Source organism: Tianweitania aestuarii (assembly GCF_018457165.1).
In the GTDB taxonomy this organism is placed as follows: Bacteria; Pseudomonadota; Alphaproteobacteria; order Rhizobiales; family Rhizobiaceae; genus Tianweitania; species Tianweitania aestuarii.
The window spans coordinates 66,282-83,968 of sequence record NZ_JAFMNX010000001.1 but is presented as its reverse complement, the minus strand read 5'-3'; the positions used below and the strand labels follow the sequence as shown (position 1 = coordinate 83,968).

Annotated in this window: 19 protein-coding genes; 6 read left to right on the top strand and 13 right to left on the bottom strand. The window is 63.1% G+C overall.

Annotated elements, in window-relative coordinates:
* The first annotated feature begins 60 nt into the window (after positions 1–60).
* The 4 genes from JYU29_RS00440 to JYU29_RS00425 all read left to right on the top strand — a co-directional run bounded on the left by JYU29_RS00440 (position 61) and on the right by JYU29_RS00425 (position 3,787).
* Complete coding sequence (locus JYU29_RS00440) at positions 61–1,281, top strand: YeeE/YedE family protein (protein ID WP_213982830.1); 1,221 nt, start codon at positions 61–63, stop codon at positions 1,279–1,281.
* Positions 1,282–1,403: 122 nt separating this feature from the next.
* Positions 1,404–2,471 (top strand): tryptophan--tRNA ligase, encoded by a 1,068-nt coding sequence (gene trpS / locus JYU29_RS00435; RefSeq protein WP_213982829.1) that lies wholly within the window; start codon positions 1,404–1,406, stop codon positions 2,469–2,471.
* Between the two features lie 150 nt (positions 2,472–2,621).
* Complete coding sequence (locus JYU29_RS00430) at positions 2,622–3,113, top strand: universal stress protein (protein WP_213982828.1); 492 nt, start codon at positions 2,622–2,624, stop codon at positions 3,111–3,113.
* A 95-nt stretch (positions 3,114–3,208) separates the two neighbouring features.
* Positions 3,209–3,787: a NifU family protein gene (locus tag JYU29_RS00425; RefSeq protein WP_213982827.1), complete on the top strand. Its 579-nt coding sequence runs from the start codon at positions 3,209–3,211 to the stop codon at positions 3,785–3,787.
* Between the two features lie 133 nt (positions 3,788–3,920).
* On the opposite strand, the gene JYU29_RS00420 is transcribed toward JYU29_RS00425, so the two are convergent.
* Positions 3,921–4,556 carry a L,D-transpeptidase gene (locus JYU29_RS00420; protein WP_213982826.1) on the bottom strand — a complete coding sequence of 212 codons (636 nt, stop codon included), beginning with the start codon at positions 4,554–4,556 and terminating at the stop codon, positions 3,921–3,923.
* 182 nt (positions 4,557–4,738) lie between these two features.
* Between JYU29_RS00420 and cueR the strand changes: the two genes are divergently transcribed.
* On the top strand, positions 4,739–5,131 hold the full coding sequence (gene cueR / locus JYU29_RS00415; protein ID WP_213982825.1) for a Cu(I)-responsive transcriptional regulator: 393 nt from the start codon (positions 4,739–4,741) through the stop codon (positions 5,129–5,131).
* Between the two features lie 82 nt (positions 5,132–5,213).
* Positions 5,214–5,714 carry an MmcB family DNA repair protein gene (locus tag JYU29_RS00410; protein WP_213984171.1) on the top strand — a complete coding sequence of 167 codons (501 nt, stop codon included), beginning with the start codon at positions 5,214–5,216 and terminating at the stop codon, positions 5,712–5,714.
* Between the two features lie 9 nt (positions 5,715–5,723).
* Here the strand turns inward: JYU29_RS00410 and JYU29_RS00405 are convergent, their stop codons facing one another.
* The 12 genes from JYU29_RS00405 to JYU29_RS00350 all read right to left on the bottom strand — a co-directional run bounded on the left by JYU29_RS00405 (position 5,724) and on the right by JYU29_RS00350 (position 17,424).
* Positions 5,724–6,017, bottom strand: coding sequence for a type II toxin-antitoxin system RelE/ParE family toxin (locus tag JYU29_RS00405; protein WP_213982824.1), 294 nt, complete (start codon positions 6,015–6,017; stop codon positions 5,724–5,726).
* Positions 6,005–6,268 (bottom strand): CopG family ribbon-helix-helix protein, encoded by a 264-nt coding sequence (locus tag JYU29_RS00400; protein ID WP_431192816.1) that lies wholly within the window; start codon positions 6,266–6,268, stop codon positions 6,005–6,007. Before JYU29_RS00400 ends, JYU29_RS00405 begins: the two co-directional genes overlap by 13 nt.
* Before the next feature lie 77 nt (positions 6,269–6,345).
* A complete protein-coding gene (locus JYU29_RS00395) occupies positions 6,346–6,906 on the bottom strand; it encodes an ActR/PrrA/RegA family redox response regulator transcription factor (RefSeq protein WP_213982822.1) in 561 nt (186 codons plus the stop codon).
* A 125-nt stretch (positions 6,907–7,031) separates the two neighbouring features.
* The gene (locus tag JYU29_RS00390; protein WP_213982821.1) at positions 7,032–8,330 is read right to left on the bottom strand and encodes an ActS/PrrB/RegB family redox-sensitive histidine kinase; all 1,299 of its coding nucleotides are present in this window, start codon (positions 8,328–8,330) and stop codon (positions 7,032–7,034) included.
* 50 nt (positions 8,331–8,380) lie between these two features.
* The gene (gene hrpB, locus JYU29_RS00385) at positions 8,381–10,840 is read right to left on the bottom strand and encodes an ATP-dependent helicase HrpB (protein ID WP_213982820.1); all 2,460 of its coding nucleotides are present in this window, start codon (positions 10,838–10,840) and stop codon (positions 8,381–8,383) included.
* 54 nt (positions 10,841–10,894) lie between these two features.
* The gene (locus JYU29_RS00380) at positions 10,895–11,986 is read right to left on the bottom strand and encodes a DUF1513 domain-containing protein (protein WP_431192815.1); all 1,092 of its coding nucleotides are present in this window, start codon (positions 11,984–11,986) and stop codon (positions 10,895–10,897) included.
* A 3-nt stretch (positions 11,987–11,989) separates the two neighbouring features.
* Positions 11,990–13,108 carry an imelysin family protein gene (locus JYU29_RS00375; protein ID WP_213982818.1) on the bottom strand — a complete coding sequence of 373 codons (1,119 nt, stop codon included), beginning with the start codon at positions 13,106–13,108 and terminating at the stop codon, positions 11,990–11,992.
* Complete coding sequence (locus JYU29_RS00370; RefSeq protein WP_213982817.1) at positions 13,077–14,615, bottom strand: di-heme oxidoreductase family protein; 1,539 nt, start codon at positions 14,613–14,615, stop codon at positions 13,077–13,079. Before JYU29_RS00370 ends, JYU29_RS00375 begins: the two co-directional genes overlap by 32 nt.
* Before the next feature lie 96 nt (positions 14,616–14,711).
* Complete coding sequence (gene bfr / locus JYU29_RS00365) at positions 14,712–15,197, bottom strand: bacterioferritin (RefSeq protein ID WP_213982816.1); 486 nt, start codon at positions 15,195–15,197, stop codon at positions 14,712–14,714.
* Positions 15,163–15,474: a (2Fe-2S)-binding protein gene (locus JYU29_RS00360; protein ID WP_213982815.1), complete on the bottom strand. Its 312-nt coding sequence runs from the start codon at positions 15,472–15,474 to the stop codon at positions 15,163–15,165. Before JYU29_RS00360 ends, bfr begins: the two co-directional genes overlap by 35 nt.
* 143 nt (positions 15,475–15,617) lie before the next feature.
* Entirely contained in the window at positions 15,618–16,904 is a 1,287-nt protein-coding gene (locus tag JYU29_RS00355; protein WP_213982814.1) for an imelysin family protein, read from the bottom strand.
* A 10-nt stretch (positions 16,905–16,914) separates the two neighbouring features.
* A complete protein-coding gene (locus JYU29_RS00350; protein WP_213982813.1) occupies positions 16,915–17,424 on the bottom strand; it encodes a hypothetical protein in 510 nt (169 codons plus the stop codon).
* Positions 17,425–17,687 lie beyond the last annotated feature (263 nt).

Below are 17,687 nucleotides of genomic sequence, written 5' to 3'. Positions count from 1 at the left end.
TGTTCCCGCAGGGGTGGACACCCTACCTATAGGCGACCCCAACAAAACCGCGGAACGATCATGTCCTCCACCACCTATGTCGCGCCGGCGCCAGCCGCCCGCGCACCACTCGGCACGCCGGGGCTGGTTGCCCTGGCCGTGCTGGTTATCGGCACGCTCGTTCTCGGCTCGATCTACGGCGCGCGCCACGGCGCGCTGTTTCTCGTCGGCGGCGCGCTCGGCATCTCGCTTTATCATGCCGCTTTCGGCTTCACCTCCGCCTGGCGCGTGTTCATTCTTGAAGGACGCGGCCGCGGTTTGCGCGTGCAGATGCTGCTTCTGGCGCTCGGCGTTCTTCTGTTCTTTCCCGTGCTGGCCAGCGGCACTTTGTTCGGCGAGGTCGTGAGAGGATCGGCGGCACCCGTCGGCACTTCGGTGATCGTCGGCGCGTTCATGTTCGGCCTCGGCATGCAACTTGGCGGCGGCTGCGCCTCCGGCACGCTGTTTACGGCTGGCGGTGGCAATGCCCGCATGCTGGTGACGCTGTTGTTCTTCGTGATCGGCTCCGTGCTCGCCACGGTGCATTTCGACTGGTGGACCTCCCTGCCCGCGCTTCAGCCGATCTCGCTCGTGCAAAGCTTCGGCCCGTGGGGTGGCATCGCTTTGTCGCTGGCGATCTTCGCGGCCATCGCCGTCCTCACCGTGCTGGTGGAAAAGCGCCGCAACGGCGCGCTTGAACAGGCACCCGCATCGCCGCGTGAAGGTCTGTCGCGCTTTCTGCGCGGTCCGTGGCCGCTTGTTTGGGGTGCGGTTGCCCTCGTGATCTTCAACTTCGCCACGCTGGCGCTTGCCGGCCGGCCATGGGGCGTGACCTCGGCCTTCGCACTATGGGGTGCCAAGGGCGCGCAGGCCATCGGCATCGATCCGACCGCCTGGGCCTATTGGCAGACGCCGTCCAACGCCAAGGCGCTTGCCGAAAGCGTGTTTGCCGATGTCACCTCGATCATGGATTTCGGCATCATTGCCGGCGCGATGCTGGCCGCGGCCCTTGCCGGCAGCTTTGCGCCCAGCCTGAAGATCCCGCTGCGCTCCATCCTTGCAGCCGTGGTCGGCGGTTTGTTGCTGGGTTACGGCGCCCGCATCGCTTATGGCTGCAATATCGGGGCGTATTTCTCCGGCATCATTTCTGGCAGCGTGCATGGCTATCTGTGGGCCGTGGCAGCCTTTGCCGGCAATATCCTCGGCGCGCATATGCGGCCCTTCTTCTTTGCCGAGCGCCGGGTGCGCCATATCGACGGCTAGGCTTCAACTCGCCTGCGCGCGCCATCCCTTGCGCGGGCGGGTCCGCTCGTTCATAAGCCACGCGATTTCCTGAGGGCATCCGGTGTCACGCCGGATGCCGCTTTGTTTGTGGAACAGCGCTCATGTCTTCCTTCAAGCCGCTCGTTTTTTCCGGCGTTCAGCCCACCGGCAATCTGCATCTCGGCAATTATCTCGGCGCGATACGCAAGTTCGTCGCGCTGCAGAACGACCATGACTGCATCTATTGCGTGGTCGACATGCATTCGATCACAGCCCAGCTCGTGCATGAAGATCTGGCATCGCAGACGCGCTCCATCACCGCCGCCTACCTGGCCGCCGGCATCGATCCGGCCAAGCACATCGTTTTCAACCAGAGCCGGGTGATTCAGCATGCCGAACTCGCCTGGATCTTCAACTGCGTGGCGCGCATCGGCTGGATGAACCGCATGACGCAGTTCAAGGACAAGGCCGGCAAGGACCGCGAAAACGCATCGCTGGGCCTGCTCGCATATCCCAGCCTGATGGCCGCAGACATCCTGCTTTACCGGGCCACCCATGTGCCGGTCGGCGACGATCAGAAGCAGCATATCGAACTGACCCGCGACATCGCCACCAAGTTCAACAAGGACTTCTCCGACCGCATCCGTGATCTCGGCTTCGGCGTCGAACTGATGATGGGCGAGGAAAAGGTGAACGGCTTCTTCCCGCTCACCGAACCGATGATCGAAGGCCCGGCAACCCGCGTCATGAGCCTGCGCGACGGTTCGAAGAAGATGTCGAAATCCGATCCCTCGGATCTGTCGCGCATCAACCTGACGGACGACGCCGATACGATCTCCAAGAAGATCAAGAAGGCCAAGACCGATCCGGAAGCGCTGCCGAGCGAACTCGCAGGCCTCAAGGAGCGTCCGGAAGCGGACAATCTCATCGGCATCTATGCCGCTTTGTCCGACAAGAGCCGCGAAGCCGTGATCGCCGAATATGCCGGCCAGCAATTCTCGACCTTCAAGCCGGCTCTGGTTGATCTGGCTGTCGAGAAGCTCGCGCCGATCGCCTCCGAGATGCGCCGCATCCAGGCCGACACCACCTATGTCGACGCCGTTCTCAAGGATGGCGGCGAGCGCGCCCGCACGATCGCCGAAGGCACGATGAAACAGGTGCGCGAGATCGTCGGCTTCCTGCAGGACTGAACGAAGCGGCGGATTGCATGGTCTCGCGCTGGCTTCCCATGCCAGCGCTTACGGCCGTTCGCCCGCTTCAATGTCTACCAAATTTATAGGCTTGTTCCCCGTTGAAGCGGATGGCATTGTCCGCGCTCACTGATGTTCGGAGGAACGATCATGGTATCCAGACGATTGAGCCGCGAAACGGGTCATCGCCGCAAGTTTCTCGCGGTGATCGATGAGACCCCGGAATGCGAGCGCGCGGTCGCCTACGCGTCGCGCCGGGCAAAAACCACCGGCGGCGTGCTGGTCTTGTTGTTTGTGGTTGAAAATGCCGACTTCCAGCAGTTCCTGGGCGTTGAAGAAGTCATGCGTGCCGAGGCCACGGCCAGTGCCAAGCTCGCCCTCAACAATCACGCCGCCAAGATCCGCGAGAGCCTGGGCATCGAGCCCGAGCTGATCGTGCGCGAAGGCGCGGCGAAGGACGAGATCCTGGCGCAGGTGGAAGAAGATCAGGACATCGCGATCCTGGTTCTGGCCGCAAGCTCCGCCAAGGAAGGACCGGGACCACTGGTCACGGCAACCGTTGCCAAGGGCGGCGGCTTCCCCATCCCCGTCACCATCGTGCCGCAAACGCTGTCCGATGAAGATATGGAACATCTGGCCTGATCAACAGCCAGCCTTGCCCGGCTTGCTCACTTGTAAAGCTGAGTTCCAAGGTCTATTTAGAATTATTCCAAATAGGTTGAGAGCGGAGTTCCGCCATGTTCATTCAGACTGAATCCACGCCGAACCCCGCCACGCTGAAATTCCTTCCCGGCGTCGTCGTGATGGCCGACGGCACCGCCGATTTCCGCGATGCGCCGAGTGCCGCGCAAGCCTCGCCGCTGGCAGCGCGCTTGTTCGATGTGCCGGGCGTCACCGGCGTGTTCTTCGGCTATGATTTCGTGACGGTCACCAAGGACGGCCAGGATTGGCAGCACATGAAGCCGGCCATTCTCGGCGCGATCATGGAGCACTTCATGGCCGGTCTGCCGGTCATGACCAGCGCGGCCACCACGCAGGCCCGCGAAGATGCCGAAACCGAGGAAGAATTCTTCGATGTGGCCGATCAGGAGATCGTGGTCACGATCAAGGAACTGCTCGACACCCGCGTTCGTCCGGCCGTTGCGCAGGACGGCGGCGACATCACGTTCCGCGGTTATGAAAACGGCACCGTGTTCCTTCACATGAAGGGCGCTTGCGCCGGCTGCCCGTCTTCGACCGCCACGCTGAAGCACGGCATCCAGAACCTTCTGCGCCACTTCGTTCCTGAAGTGCAGCAGGTCGAGCAGGTCGTTTAAGGCTCAGCCACCTCCAATCAGACAAAGAAAAAGCCGGGCCCCTCGCCCGGCTTTTTCTTTGAACGAACCATGTCCATGTTGCCTGGACGGTTCGCGGCTTGCCCTTTCGGGCACTTAGGCCCCCGCCTAATTCCTAGAGAACGATGACCTTCGCACCGACTTCGGCACGGTTGTAGAGATCGATAATGTCCTGGTTGATCAACCGGATGCAGCCCGACGACATCGCCTTGCCGATCGACGCCCATTCCGGCGTTCCATGCAGGCGATAGCCCGTGTCGCCGTTCTTGTTGAAGAGATACAAAGCGCGCGCGCCGAGCGGATTGCGCAATCCGCCGGGCTGGCCGTTCTTCCACTTCACCAGTTCCGGCTGGCGCGCGATCATTTCGCGCGGCGGCGTCCAAGTCGGCCATTCGCGCTTCATGGCAATGCGCGCATCGCCCTTCCACTCGAAGCCTTCACGGCCCACGCCGATGCCGTAACGCACGGCCTTGCCCTGCGGCAGCACGAAATAAAGATGCTTGGAGCGGGTATCGACGATGATCGTGCCCGGCTTCTCGGCCGTCTTGTAGCTGACGGTCTGGCGCTGGAACTGACGCGGCACCTTGCTGATCGGCACGGCCGGGATCTGATAACCGGCGTCGACCTGCGTCGTGTAGTTGTTGGTGAAATTGTTCGCCAGGAACGTGTTCATCCGGCCGTCGGTGGAGCAGCCGGCAAGCGCGGTGGTCAGAGCAAGCCCGGCCGCCATGACAATCGTTTTGAACTTCATAGTGGTGATGCTGTCCGTCGCAGGATTGCCCGACTCGGGCCATTTGATTGCCGGCATTGTTCCCGCCAGCGATCGGCTTGCCAAGTCACGATGAGCGCTCGACGGGTTGGAATCGGCTTTCGAAAGCCCGATATTGTATTTCGGCAACAATGCTGCTGCCCCACCTGCCTGAAAGCCGAGCCATGAATGTCAGCCGTGCCGCCGAACGCACCAACCTTCCGCCGAAGACGCTTCGCTATTACGAAGAGATCGGACTGATCCATCCTGCCCGCAGCACCAACGGCTATCGCGATTATTCGGAAGAAGACGTGCATCGCCTCGCTTTCCTGCAACGCGCGCGCAGTCTCGGCTTTTCCATCGAAGACTGCCGTCAGCTGATGTCGCTTTACCGCGACCGTGATCGCGCCAGCCATGATGTTCGGGAAATTGCTGTCGCCCATGTCGCGGCGATCGAAGCCAAGATCGCTGAACTGCAATCCATGCGCACGACCCTGCAGCGCCTCGTTCATGCCTGCCATGGCGACGCGCGTCCCGATTGCCCGATCCTCGACGATATGGCGGGCGCGCAGCACTAGCCGCCCTATCTGGCAGCAGCGTCACCGGCTGCCAGAACAAAACGGGTTCAAATAGTCAGCGAACAATGGCATGGTCGTTTTCATGCCGATCATCTCTCCCCTCGCCAAGGATCCGCTCGTGGACGGTCGTCAGTCCGAGCGCGCCATGGTGATCCGCCGCGGCGTGCAGCGCCTGCTCGCCACGATGGGCGCCCATGTGCTTCCCGAGCTCTGCTTGTCCACGGGGCGGCGCGCCGACCTCGTGGCGCTGACGCGCAACGGCGACATCTGGATCATCGAGATCAAGTCTTCGATCGAGGATTTCCGGGTCGATCGCAAATGGCCGGAATACCGGCTGCATTCCGACCGCTTCTTCTTCGCCTCGCATCCCGACGTACCGCAATCCATCTTTCCGGACGAATGCGGCTTCATTCTTTCAGACGGCTACGGCGCGGAAATCATGCGCGATGCCCCCGAACACCGCCTCGCCGCCGCCACCCGCAAAGCCCTGATGCTCCGCATCGCCCGCGCAGGCGCCGCCCGCCTCACCGCCGCCGAACTGGCCGGCGTGCCGATCGCAGCGCTGCAGGGGGAGAGTGAGTGAAGCGAGAGCTTAATAGCCGGCTTCTTTCTGATGGCGAACCGCGAGGATTGTGACGGCCTCATCTGCGCTCAGATGATAAAGCGCCACATAGCCGCTGCTGCCGAACGGGATCAGCAGTTCGCGGAACGCCTCATCCATATGCTCGCTTGCACGGCCTGCCTGAGGCATGTCGCCAAGTTGGCCAACGGTCCTGCGGATCGTTGCAGCGGCGCGCCGTGCCGCATCGGGATTGTTGGGCAGAAGAAAACGATAAAGCCTTTGAACGTCACGAAGGGCGTTCGGTGTCCAGATCAGCTGTGCCAACGAGGAAGATCCGCGTCGTCTCCATCCTCAAGCCGCGCCAACCAGGCATCGGCTTGCGCCTGTGTCACGTGCTGGCCTGTCGCTTGGTAATCCCGCCACGCCTTGAGTGCATCCTTTTGGAAAGCGGCGCGGCTTTCCTCTCGGTCGACATATTGTCGAAGAGCCTGATCAAGGATCCAGCCGGTTGAACGCTGCTGGCGTCGCGCGAGATCTTCCACTCGGCTTTCAAGCTCATCGTCGATCTTGATCACAGTGGCCATGATATCCTCTGCACCTAGCTACCGTGACGTTACGGCTTGATCCCGGAAATGTCGATCACGACGTTCCCTCACCTCGGCGCGCGCTTGGCCAGGATCCGTTGCAGCGTTCTGCGGTGCATGTTGAGGCGGCGGGCGGTTTCGGAGACGTTGCGTTCGCACATCTCGTAAACGCGCTGGATGTGTTCCCAGCGCACGCGATCGGCCGACATCGGGTTTTCCGGCGGTGCAACGGGGGCGTCGGAGGTGCGGGTGAGCGCGGCGTAGATGTCGTCGGCATCGGCCGGCTTCGAGAGATAGTCGATCGCGCCGAGCTTCACGGCCGTCACGGCGGTGGCGATGTTGCCATAGCCTGTGAGGATTACCATGCGGGCTTCGGGGCGCTTGTCGCGCAGGGCGGACACGACATCGAGGCCGTTTCCGTCGCCCAGACGCATATCCACCACGGCATAGGCCGGCGCGCGCTGCTTGACCTTTGCGACGGCGTCCTCGACGCTTTCCGCCACGTCGACGGTAAAGCCGCGGCCTTCCATCGCTCGCGCCAAGCGTGTGACGAAAGCCTTGTCGTCATCAACCAGCAAGAGAGTTGCATCCGCACCCAAGGCTGGATCAGCGGCGGCTTCGGCGGTCATGGCAGCAGTCCTAGTCGTTTCCTGGCTGAACGTCTTTTATTTTGAGCCTGATATAAGCATTCCACAGCCGAATACCACGAAAAAGCCGGTCATCGGCCCAATTTGCAGGTGTTCGCCAGGGCTGTTCAGTGAACATCCCTTGCGAAAGCTGAACGCGGCCATTCGATCAACACGGACGCGCCTTTGTCGAGCTCATCGGAGTTGCGGAACGTAATTGTGGCGCCGGAGCGTTCCAGCAGCGTCTTGGCGATGAACAGGCCGAGGCCAAGCCCGCCGCCCTGGCTCGATCCGCCCGGCCGTGTAGTCATATAGGGTTCGCCGATGCGATGGATGATGTCGGGTGGAAAGCCGGTGCCGTCATCCACCACTTCGATCACGATCCTCTCGTCGGACCAGCTCCATCGCACCGTGACGGTTGCCTTGGCGAAATCAACGGCGTTCTCGATCAGATTGCCCAGGCCATAGATCACGCCGGGATTGCGCCGTGTGATCGGCTCCTTGCCGATGAGGTCGCCGGCTTCGAGCGCGATATCGATGCCGAATTCGCGATGCGGCGCGGTGACTTCCTCGATCAAGGAGGTGAAGGGCAGCCGTTTCAGATGCTCCTCGCCTTCGCTGGACAGGCTGGTCAGCCGCTTCATGATGCCCCGGCAGCGCTCGCTCTGGCTGCGCAGCAGGGTCACGTCCTCGCGAAAACGCTCATCGTCACCGAGCGCGCGTTCCATTTCCTTGGCAACCAGCGCGATCGTCGCGAGTGGTGTTCCGAGCTCGTGGGCTGCGGCTGCGGCGAGCCCGTCCAGCGCAGACAGATGCTGTTCGCGTTGAAGAACAAGCTCGGTTGCCGCCAGCGCATCGCCAAGCAGACGCGCTTCCTCGGCCACGCGCCAGGCATAGATCGCGGTAAAGGTGATGCTCGCCAGAACCGACAGCCACATGCCCGCGACATAAACCAGCGGCATCGAAAGCTCAGCGCCTTCATACCAGGGCAGCGGCAGGTGGTTGAAGGCGAGGAAGGTGGACGCGGCGCCAACCACGCCGCCAAGCAGAAGCGTGAAGCGCGGCGGCAGGGAGGTCGCGGAAATCACGACCGGCACGCTCATCAGCAACGAAAACGGGTTGGTCAGGCCGCCGGTGAGATACAACAATCCGCCCAGTTGCAGCGCATCGAACAGGAGGATCGCCAGCGCGGCATTGGGCGCCAGACGCTGGGTGGCGGGATAGCGAAGCGCCAGAAAGAGGTTCAGCCAGGCCGATGCCGCGATCAGCGCGAAGCAGGAGCTCACCGGCAAGGGGAAATCCAGCCAATAAGCGACCACGATCACCGCAATGCTCTGGCCGACGATCGCCAGCCAGCGCAAACGGATCAGCGTGGACAAGCGCAGGCGGTGAAACTGTTGCGGATCTTCGGGAGAAAGCAGAGCCATGATCTCGCTTATGCGCCGATCACCGCCGCCTCGCCACAAGATTTCCGTTTTTACGTCCCGCGCGGCTTTGCCCGGCTTGTGGCCTGTGCCGAGGCCGGATCTTCGGGCCAGACATGCTTGGGATAGCGCCCCCGCATCTCGGCGCGCACATCGCTCCAGGAGCCCCGCCAGAAACCCGGCAGATCGCGCGTGGTCTGGATCGGCCGATGCGCCGGCGACAGAAGTTCGAGCGTCAGCAGCACCGTGCCGGAGGCGATCGCCGGATGCTGCGTGAGCCCGAACAGCTCCTGCACCCGCACCGCCAGTACCGGCCATTCGCCGTCGTAACGGATCGGCAGATGGCTGCCGGATGGCGCGTCGAAATGGGTCGGTGCAAGCGTGTCGAGCTGGCGCTGAAGATCATAGGGCACAAGGCTGCGCAGGCCTTCGCTGACCGCCGACGCGGCTATGCGGGCAAAGGACGCTTCGCCGGTGAGAAACGGCAGGAGCCAGTCTTCGAGAGAGCCGAGCAGAACATCATCGGACACATCCGGCCAAGGCGCGCCGAGACCACGATGGAGCCAGGACAGCCGATGGCGCAGCATAACGGCATTGTCGCTCCAGAACAGGAGGTCGAGGCCGTGGGAGCGCAGTGCATCAAGGATTGCGGCATCGGCCTCCGCGCCCGAGGGCGCCGGAAGCAGGCGCTCGTTCAAAACGATCGCGCCGAGACGCTCCGTTTCGCGCACCCGCACCGCGCGGCGCTCGGGGTCGAACTGCGACTGGCGGTTTCGCGCGATCCTGTCGCTCAAGGCTGCGCGAATATCGGCTTCGCTGATTTCAACGGCGGCGGCGATGCGCGCATTTTGTGCCGCGCCCTGCAGATCGGCCACCACCAGAAAGGGCGCGCGCGCCAGCCGCTCCGTTGCTTCCAACGTTGCGCCGCGCCCATTGGCGAGCAGGAAGCGGCCCGTTTCCCCGCGCGCCTTGGCGACACGGTCCGGCCAGGCATGAAGAAGCAGCGCACCGCCTTCGCTAACTTGCGTGGTCAGTTTCCCGGAAGACCCGACGGCGGCAGCCAGCCGCTTGGCCAGCTGGCGTGCCGCAGTCGCACGCGGCAAACGCTCGCTGCGGAAGCGCTGCAGTCGCGCATCGAGGTCGATACCATTGCCGCCAAGCCCGCGCTCCGTCAGCAGAACGGCGAGTTCGGCAGCGGCTTGCGCCTGGCCATCCTGGGCGGCCTGCGCCACCATATGCGCGAGCCGCACCGGCAAAGCGAGCTTGCGCATGGCCGCGCCCGATGGCGTCAGCCGGCCATCACCATCCAGTGCGCCAAGACTGACCAGCAGCGCCCGCGCTTCGGCGAGCGCGGGTGCCGGCGGAGGGTCGAGGAACGCCAGCGCCATCGGATCAGCCACACCGAAAGCCGCGCAATCGAGCAGCAGGCCGGACAGATCGGCTTCCAGGATTTCAGGCGTCGTGAAGGGTTGAAGCGCCGCCGTCTGGCCCTGATGCCACAGCCGCACCGCCAGTCCCGGTTCGGTTCGCCCGGCACGGCCGGCACGCTGATCGGCGGATGCGCGCGACACGCGAACCGTTTCCAGCCGCGTCAGGCCGGACGCCGGCTCGAAGCGCGGCACACGCGCCAGACCGCTGTCGATTACCACCCGCACGCCGTCGATGGTGATCGATGTTTCGGCAATCGCGGTTGCCAGCACCACCTTGCGCCGGCCAGCTGTGGCAGGGCGAATGGCGAGGTCCTGCGCGCGCCCTTCCATGGCCCCGAACAACGGCATGACGTCGACGGTGTCGCCGAGATGATCGAGGCGCTCCGCCGTGCGCTCGATCTCGCGCTGTCCCGGCAGAAAAGCGAGGATGCTGCCGGTTTCCTCGGCCAGTGCCACGCGCACGGCCTTGGCCACCGCATCTTCGATGCGCTCGTTCGGATCGCGCGCGCGGTAGCTGACATCGACGGGAAAGGCCCGGCCTTCGCTTTGCAGAACCGGGGCTTCGCCCAGAAGGGCGGCGACCCGAGCGCCGTCGAGCGTGGCGGACATCACCAGCAAACGCAGGTCCGGCCGCAGGGCGCCCTGCACATCCAGCGCCAGTGCCAGACCGAAGTCGCCGTCGAGCGAGCGTTCGTGGAACTCGTCGAACAGGATGCAGGCGACGTCGCCGAGTTCGGGATCGTCGAGGATCATCCGCGACAGGATGCTTTCGGTGACCACCAGGATTTTCGTGGCCGCCGAGCGCCGCGTTTCCATGCGCATGGCATAGCCGACGGTCTCCCCCGGTTCTTCGCCGAGCAGCGAAGCCATGCGGCGCGCCGCCGCGCGGGCCGCCAGACGGCGCGGTTCGAGCAGGAGGATGACACCGGTCTTGCGCCAAGGGGCATCGAGCAGCGCCAAGGGCACCAGCGTCGTCTTGCCGGCACCCGGTGGTGCCACGAGCACGGCCGACTTGTGATGATCCAGCGTCGTCAGAAGGTCCGGCAGAACCGCGGTTACCGGGAGGGTGGGGAGATCGATCATATCTGCCGATATCAGCGGCAGGCGGGGCGTGGCAATGCGGGGCTGTTCCGTCGCTCAGATGCGCAGGATGTGATTGTCCCACACGAAATCCGGCAGATCGGCTTCGGGGCCTTTCGGCGCCAGCCATCGACCGGTGCCGGTACTGGACACGAAACCGCTGCGATCAGGTGCGATGCCGCAGACTTCCGTCAAACTGCGCATCTCGCGCACGGTGCGGCTGGCCGTATCGATCAGAACCAGACTGTTGCCCTGCGGCGAAGACACGGCGACGAGCCCCGCATCCGGATTGCTGGCGACCGAGCCGATATAATTGCGGAAGCCGCCGAGCACGTCATCCGCCATGTCGAGCAGAACAAGCCCGTCATCCCCCGTGGCGTAGCCCACAAGCTGCGGCCGGTCGCGTTCTGCGCCCTCATACTGGCAGCCGAACCACAACCGCCCTTTGTCATCCGCCGCCATGTGCCGGATCGACAGCTGGTGCAGGTCGGCCGGCAGTGTGTGGCGTGACAGAAGCGAGCCGCTCAAGCGGTCGATGAACACCAGCGACGGCTCCATCGTTGCGATGTTGAGCTTGGCGCGGCCGAAATCGGGATGTGTTTCGATGCCGCCATTGGCCACCGCAAAGGTGCGGCCATCACCCATCAGCAGCATTTCATGCGGGCCGACGCCGTGGGTCTTGAACTCGCCCACGCGGCGGAAATGATCGCGCGCATCATAGATACCGATCATGCCTTCGGCGGCGTCGAAATCGTTTTCCGTCGCATAAAGCAGCGCGCCATCGGGCGAGAAGCAGCCATGGCCGTAGAAATGACGGCCTTTCACGCTGGCGATTGTGATTGGCGGCTGCTTTCCGTCATGGTCAAAGACGGTCATGAACGTACCGGGCTGGCGGGCAAACACCACGGATCGGCGCGATACGGGATCGAAGGTCACGTCATGGCCGCGCTCGGGCAGATCGAGCGCATGAACGAGCTCGCCGGCTTCGGTCAGCACCGCCACCCCGAACTGGCCGGTTCTTCTCTGGAAGGCCGTCGCGAACACCGCATCGGCGCAGTCCAGCGCAAAGGCCTGCCGCGCGCCGAGCGAGGCAGCAAACAGCGAGCCGGCGGCAGCGAGAAAGGAGCGGCGGTCGATCAGCGGCGTCATCAACTAGTCTCCGTCCAGCGAGGAGAAGCCGACCGTCAAGCCGATGTCGCCGGTGAGACGCTGGCCAACAAGACCGGACAGGCTGCTGGTCGCGATGCGCAGAAATTCGAGGCTGCCGCGCTCGGCCGGGTCCTGGAGCAGACGGTCGATCGGCTCGTCGCGCAGCGGTCCGGTGATGGCTTGGGCATTGGCGAACTCGTAATCGACAGCGTCAGGGATCCATTCCCCCTCACTCGAGACGAGCCCATCGATCCCCGACACATCCATCAGCCTGCGCATGGCAGAAAGGTTGCCCGCCAGGGATGTCACGGTTTGACCGGAGCGCCAGTAGATCGCGGATTTCGGCTTGTCGGCTTCAGGCTTGGTGCCAAGGAAACCGTTCAAACGCACATCGCGCACCTGTTCCAGACCATGCACGACCACATCCACCAGTTCGCCCAGCGCTTCGGCTGAATTGCGATACCGGTCGTTGTCGGGACCGAAGCGCGACCACAGCCAGGAAATCCCGTCCGTGTCCTGCCAGGCCGTGCTGAGATCATCGGCAATACCGTCGAGATTGGCGGCAATTGCCGCGGCATAGCGGCAACGGAAGGTGCCGTCGGCACCCGTCAGCGTTTCGGCATCGGTGCCGAACAGCACGAATTCCAACGCGCCCAGACCCTGCGCCGCCACGCTCTTCGTTGCCAGACTGGCTCGGTCCGTTGCCGTTTCATCCTTGCTCGCCAGGATCGCCTGGACCTGCTTCAAGCCGATGCCGCGCCGATCCGGCCAGAACAGGATCCGCTCCTGCCGGTTTTCAGCGGTGATCGGCCCGAAGCGGATCACCTCCGCCTGCGACCACGCGCCAACCGCGTCGATGAAGCGTGCGCGCGCATCATCCAGTGAGGATTGCGAGGGCTGAGCGCACAGTGCCCCAACGCTTTCGCTCAGTTCCTGCGTGGAGCGGGCGAAATCGGCGTAGGCAGGCCGCACGAAGTCGCCGATTGCGGCCGTGATGATGCTGCGCGCCTTTGCGTCCTCGATGGCGGCATGCGCCGGCAAGGTGAAAGCCACCATCGACAGCAGCGCGACAACGGAGGTTCGCAACCCCTCAAAGCGATTCCAGGAAGCGCACCAGCGCATCGCGATCCTCCTTCGGCAGGTCGGCATAGTCATCCCGTGCTTTTTGCGCTTCCCCGCCATGCCACAAAATGGCTTCGGTCAGATTACGCGCGCGGCCATCGTGCAAAAAGAAGGTGTGGCCGACCACCGTCTTCGTCAGGCCGATACCCCACAGCGGCGCGGTGCGCCATTCCGTGCCGGTGGCGTCACCGACCTTCTGCCCATCGGCCAGGCCCTCGCCCATGTCGTGCAGCAGGAAGTCGGAATATGGCCAGATCAGCTGGAAGCGGTGCGCCTTGTTCGAGGCGTCGCGGCGCGTCACGAATTTCGGCATATGACAGGATGCGCAGCCGGTCTGGTAAAACACCTTCTTGCCGCGCAGAACCTGCGGGTCGCCCACATCGCGCCGCGCCGGCACGGCCAGGTTTTGCGAATAAAAGGTCACGAGATCCATCACCGGATCGGGCGCTTCGTCCTTGCCGAGCCGCTCCTGAACGCCGTTGGGCATGGCGCGGCACTTCACCTGCGCTTCCGTGCAATCGCCAAACGGGCGCGGCACATCCGGCGACGATATTCCGATATCGCCTGCAAAAGCGTCAGCCGACTGGCGGCGAATAAAGACTTCCTGTGCTTTCCAGCCGAAGCGGCCGACACGCGTCTCGCCCGACAGCGGATCGCGCAGGATCTGCGCCTTGCCGGAAATGCCGTCGCCATTCGTGTCGTCGGGATCGGCGTTGGCCAAAAGATCGGCGGGGTGGATGTCTTCCACGAGACCGAGCCCGATCATCGGCGGCGTTACGCGCGGCGACAGCGTCGTGTCGGGGTGCAGCGGGCCGTAAGCGAGGTTGTCGATGGCGTAGGTGGGCTTGCGCAGGGACACCGTTTCGCCGCCTCGAAGCGTCACCGGCCTTTCCTCGTAGGTGATCCGCATCTTGCCCTCGGCATCGAGGCCGGGCACGGCGAGATCCTGCAGCTGCGTGCCGTAAACCGGATCGGGAAGGTTGAGCAGCACGCCGTCGGTGATCGCCTTGCGCTCTTCTTGCGTTGAAGCCTCGCGCGCGAGCCGCAGGAACATGGAGGTGGCGTCCGCCGCGCCTTCCGGCGGATGACCGCGCCCATCCTTCAGGTGGCAACTCTGGCAGGCCCGCGCATTGAACAGGGGTCCCAGACCATCGGATGCCTGGGTGGACGACGGCGCGCTCACCCAAACCTTGCGAAACAGGCCGTTGCCGAGCTTGAAGGTTCCTTCTTCCTCGAAAGTGAGATTGGCGGCCGGTTGCGAAAACGCATCCTGGTTCGGCAGCTTCTTCGAAGTGCCGGCGCCGCCCTGCATTGTTTCAAAGTTCTCGGGCTTGGAAAAATCGGATGTCGGCCGGGTCACGACCTGGACGCGCTTCAGGTCCTTGGGCGTGAGATCATCCCGCTGTTGGGAGATCGTGTCGGCGGGAACGGGCTCGGTCGAGCCGGCAAAAGCCGCCGGTGCCGCCATCATCGCGGCAACAAGAACAAGAAGCGTGGGCCGGCGCATGATCGCGGTCAACCCACCCTTGCCGCAGAAGCCGCGAGGGCCGCGGCTTCGCTCGAGACGAAGCGACGCGTTGCGGCGCCGCTCCGGTCTTTATTCTTACTCGGACTCGTCGGCCGAAGCCGCGTTGAGCAGGCCGTAACGCTCTTCGCCGATCTTGTTGTAAAGCTCGAGCTGGGTTTCAAGGAAATCGATGTGACCTTCCTCATCCTGCAAAAGCTCTTCGAACAGCATCTTGGTGACGTAATCACCCAGTTCGTCGCAGATTTCGCGCGAGCGCTTGTAGGAGGTGCGGGCGTCGTATTCGCCGGCGAGATCGGCTTCCAGCACTTCCTTGACGGTCTGGCCGATGCGCAGCGGGCCGACCTTCTGGAGGTTGGGATGACCTTCCAGGAAGATGATGCGCTCGATGATCTTGTCGGCATGCTGCATCTCCTCGATGCTTTCCGCACGCTCCTTCTTGGCGAGCTTCTTGAAGCCCCAGTCATCGAGGAGGCGGTAATGCAACCAGTACTGGTTGACCGCTCCGAGCTCGAGGAACAGTGCCTCATTAAGCCGCTCGATGACCTGTGGTTCGCCCTTCATTCCGACTGCTCCCGAATTGGTCGCGCAGCTGACGCACGCGATCCAGATGTGAAACGACATCACCGGCCGCGTCCGCAGAGCGCGCGTGGTAATTTTCGGTGACTCTAATGATCGTTTCCACCACATTTGGGAAGCAGCCGCAACAGCGGCCACGCTTGTTGAGCGTGTGGTATACTTTCGCAGGGACGATGAGCTGCCAGCAGTCGCTCTCGAGAAGCTCGACGATCACCGCCTCGATCTCTTTTTCCGTTATGATGTTGCAATGGCAAACAAGCATGTCACGTCACCACTCACTTCCCTGGGCGTGGCACATCTGGGACCGTGCCACCCTTGGTACGCCGTTTCGCGGTTCGGAGCTTGAGCCGCCAACGGTCACTCACGCGCCACGCGGGCGCTTACGCAAACCGGGTTAACGCCCGGTCATTGAAACACCTGATCGGGGGCATCCAGACTGTCTGAGCCCTCGAAGGCAACGGCATCGAGCTTCAGCGCCGCAACGGCGCGTTCCAGCGACTTGGTCTGATCCACCAGCGCATCGATCGCGGCCTGCACGGCGGCATTGCCTTCCGTGTTGCCTTCGCCGATCTGCTGGTCATAGGCTTCGCCGGATTGGGCGCGCTTGACCACCGCCTGCATCTTGGCGTTGGTGGCATCGAGCTTGGCCTTGAGCTCGGCATCGACGGATGGATCGACCGCCGCCACCAGCGACGACAAGGAGGAGCCTTCCACGGTGGAGCCGTCAATGCGCGTATAGCGTCCCAGATAAACGTTCTGGATGCCGAGCGCGTCGTTCAGATGCGAGTTGTGGGTGTTGTCGGAAAAGCAGTCATGCTCTTCTTCCGGATCATGCAGCATGAGGCCGAGCTTCATGCGCTCGCCGGCCAGCTCACCGTAAGACAGGGAGCCGAGACCGGTTAGGATCACCGACAGGCCGGTTTGCGGTTCCGCATCGAGCACGGACTTGCGTGCTTCGCCGTTATCGCCCCAATTCGCAGCCATTTCCTCGAGGTCGCTCACGAGCAGGTCGGCTGCGGATGTCAGATATTCGGCGCGACGTTCGCAGTTGCCATTGGTGCAGTTGGCCTTGTCGTAGTCGGTATAAGAACGCTCGCCCGCACCCGCTTCCGTACCATGCAGGTCCTGCCCCCACAGAAGGAACTCGATCGCATGATAGCCGGTCGCGACATTGGCTTCGATGTCGCCGGCTTCCTGCAGCGTGCCGGAAAGAAACTCCGGCGTCAGCCTGGAGGCATCCACCGTTTCGCCGTTGATCTGAATCTTGGGGTTGGCGATGACATTGGCGGTGTAAAGCGCGTTTTCGTCCGACTCCGTGCCGTAATTGGCATCGACATAGTCGATCAGGCCTTCATCCAGCGGCCAGGCATTCACGCGGCCTTCCCAGGCATCCACGATCGGGTTGCCGAAGCGAAAGGCTTCCGACTGCTGGTATGGCACGCGCGCGGCAAGCCAGGCCTGCCTGGCCTCGTGCAGCGTTTCGGCGGACGGCTTGTCGACAAGAGCGTGGATCTTCTCGTCCAGCGTTTTAGACGTGGTGAGCGAGTCCTCGTAAACGGCCTGCGCGATATCTGCATAGGTGGAGAGAACCGCTTTTTCATCCGTTGCCGCGTTGGCCGGCAGAAGAAAAACCGCTGCGGTCAGCATGGTGGTCGCTGCGATGGCTGCGAGCCTGGCTGTTTTCGGCGTCATGATCCCCCCTTTAATGAACGGTCGCGGGCCGCGAGGACCGCGCAATGATGTCTTCGATCGCGCTGCGCGGGATCGGCAAAAGCGTATGATCAAGCCGCGTCAGCGTTTCGGCGAGCGGTTGTGCCGCCCGCGCCAGCTCGCCACAGCGCAGCGGACAGCTCATCGCGCCAGCGCAAAGCGATGCAGTGTCCTTGTCGTCGTGCTGCAGGCCGGCCACGAGACCCAGCGCCAGACATTCCTCGCGTGACACATGATGCGCCCCGAACGGAAAAGCACGCAGCGGACAGGACGCGCATTTGCGCAAAGCCCGCACGAAGCGCGTCATCTCGGTGATAGCCCGCGCGCCATCCACTTCGCCCAGAAGCGCTTCATACAAGGACCAGCTCAACTCCCACGGCGCGATCGAGCCGGTTTCGAAGCCGGCGATCATGTGGCGATAGCCTTCCAGCACCAGCTTTTCCGGTGCGCGGTCGAAATAAGGATCGTTGTGTCCGTTGAGGTCGGCAAGGCGTGACAACATCAGCGCACACCTTCATGGCTGCGCAATGCAGGACCTTCCGCACGCAGAAGCGCGGATATCAGAACCATCATTCCTCCAATCAACCGGGTTCAAGGCCCGGACATCAAAGGCGCGCCGGAATGGCGCGATCTGGTTCAATCTTTGCAGTGGGAGCCCTGCCTGTCAACGCCCAGCGACAAAAAGTCCAATTCGATCAATAGTTTAGAATTATTCTAAACTAGACCGGCAATGGCATGTTTGTTCTTCCCGCACCGGTCTGACGT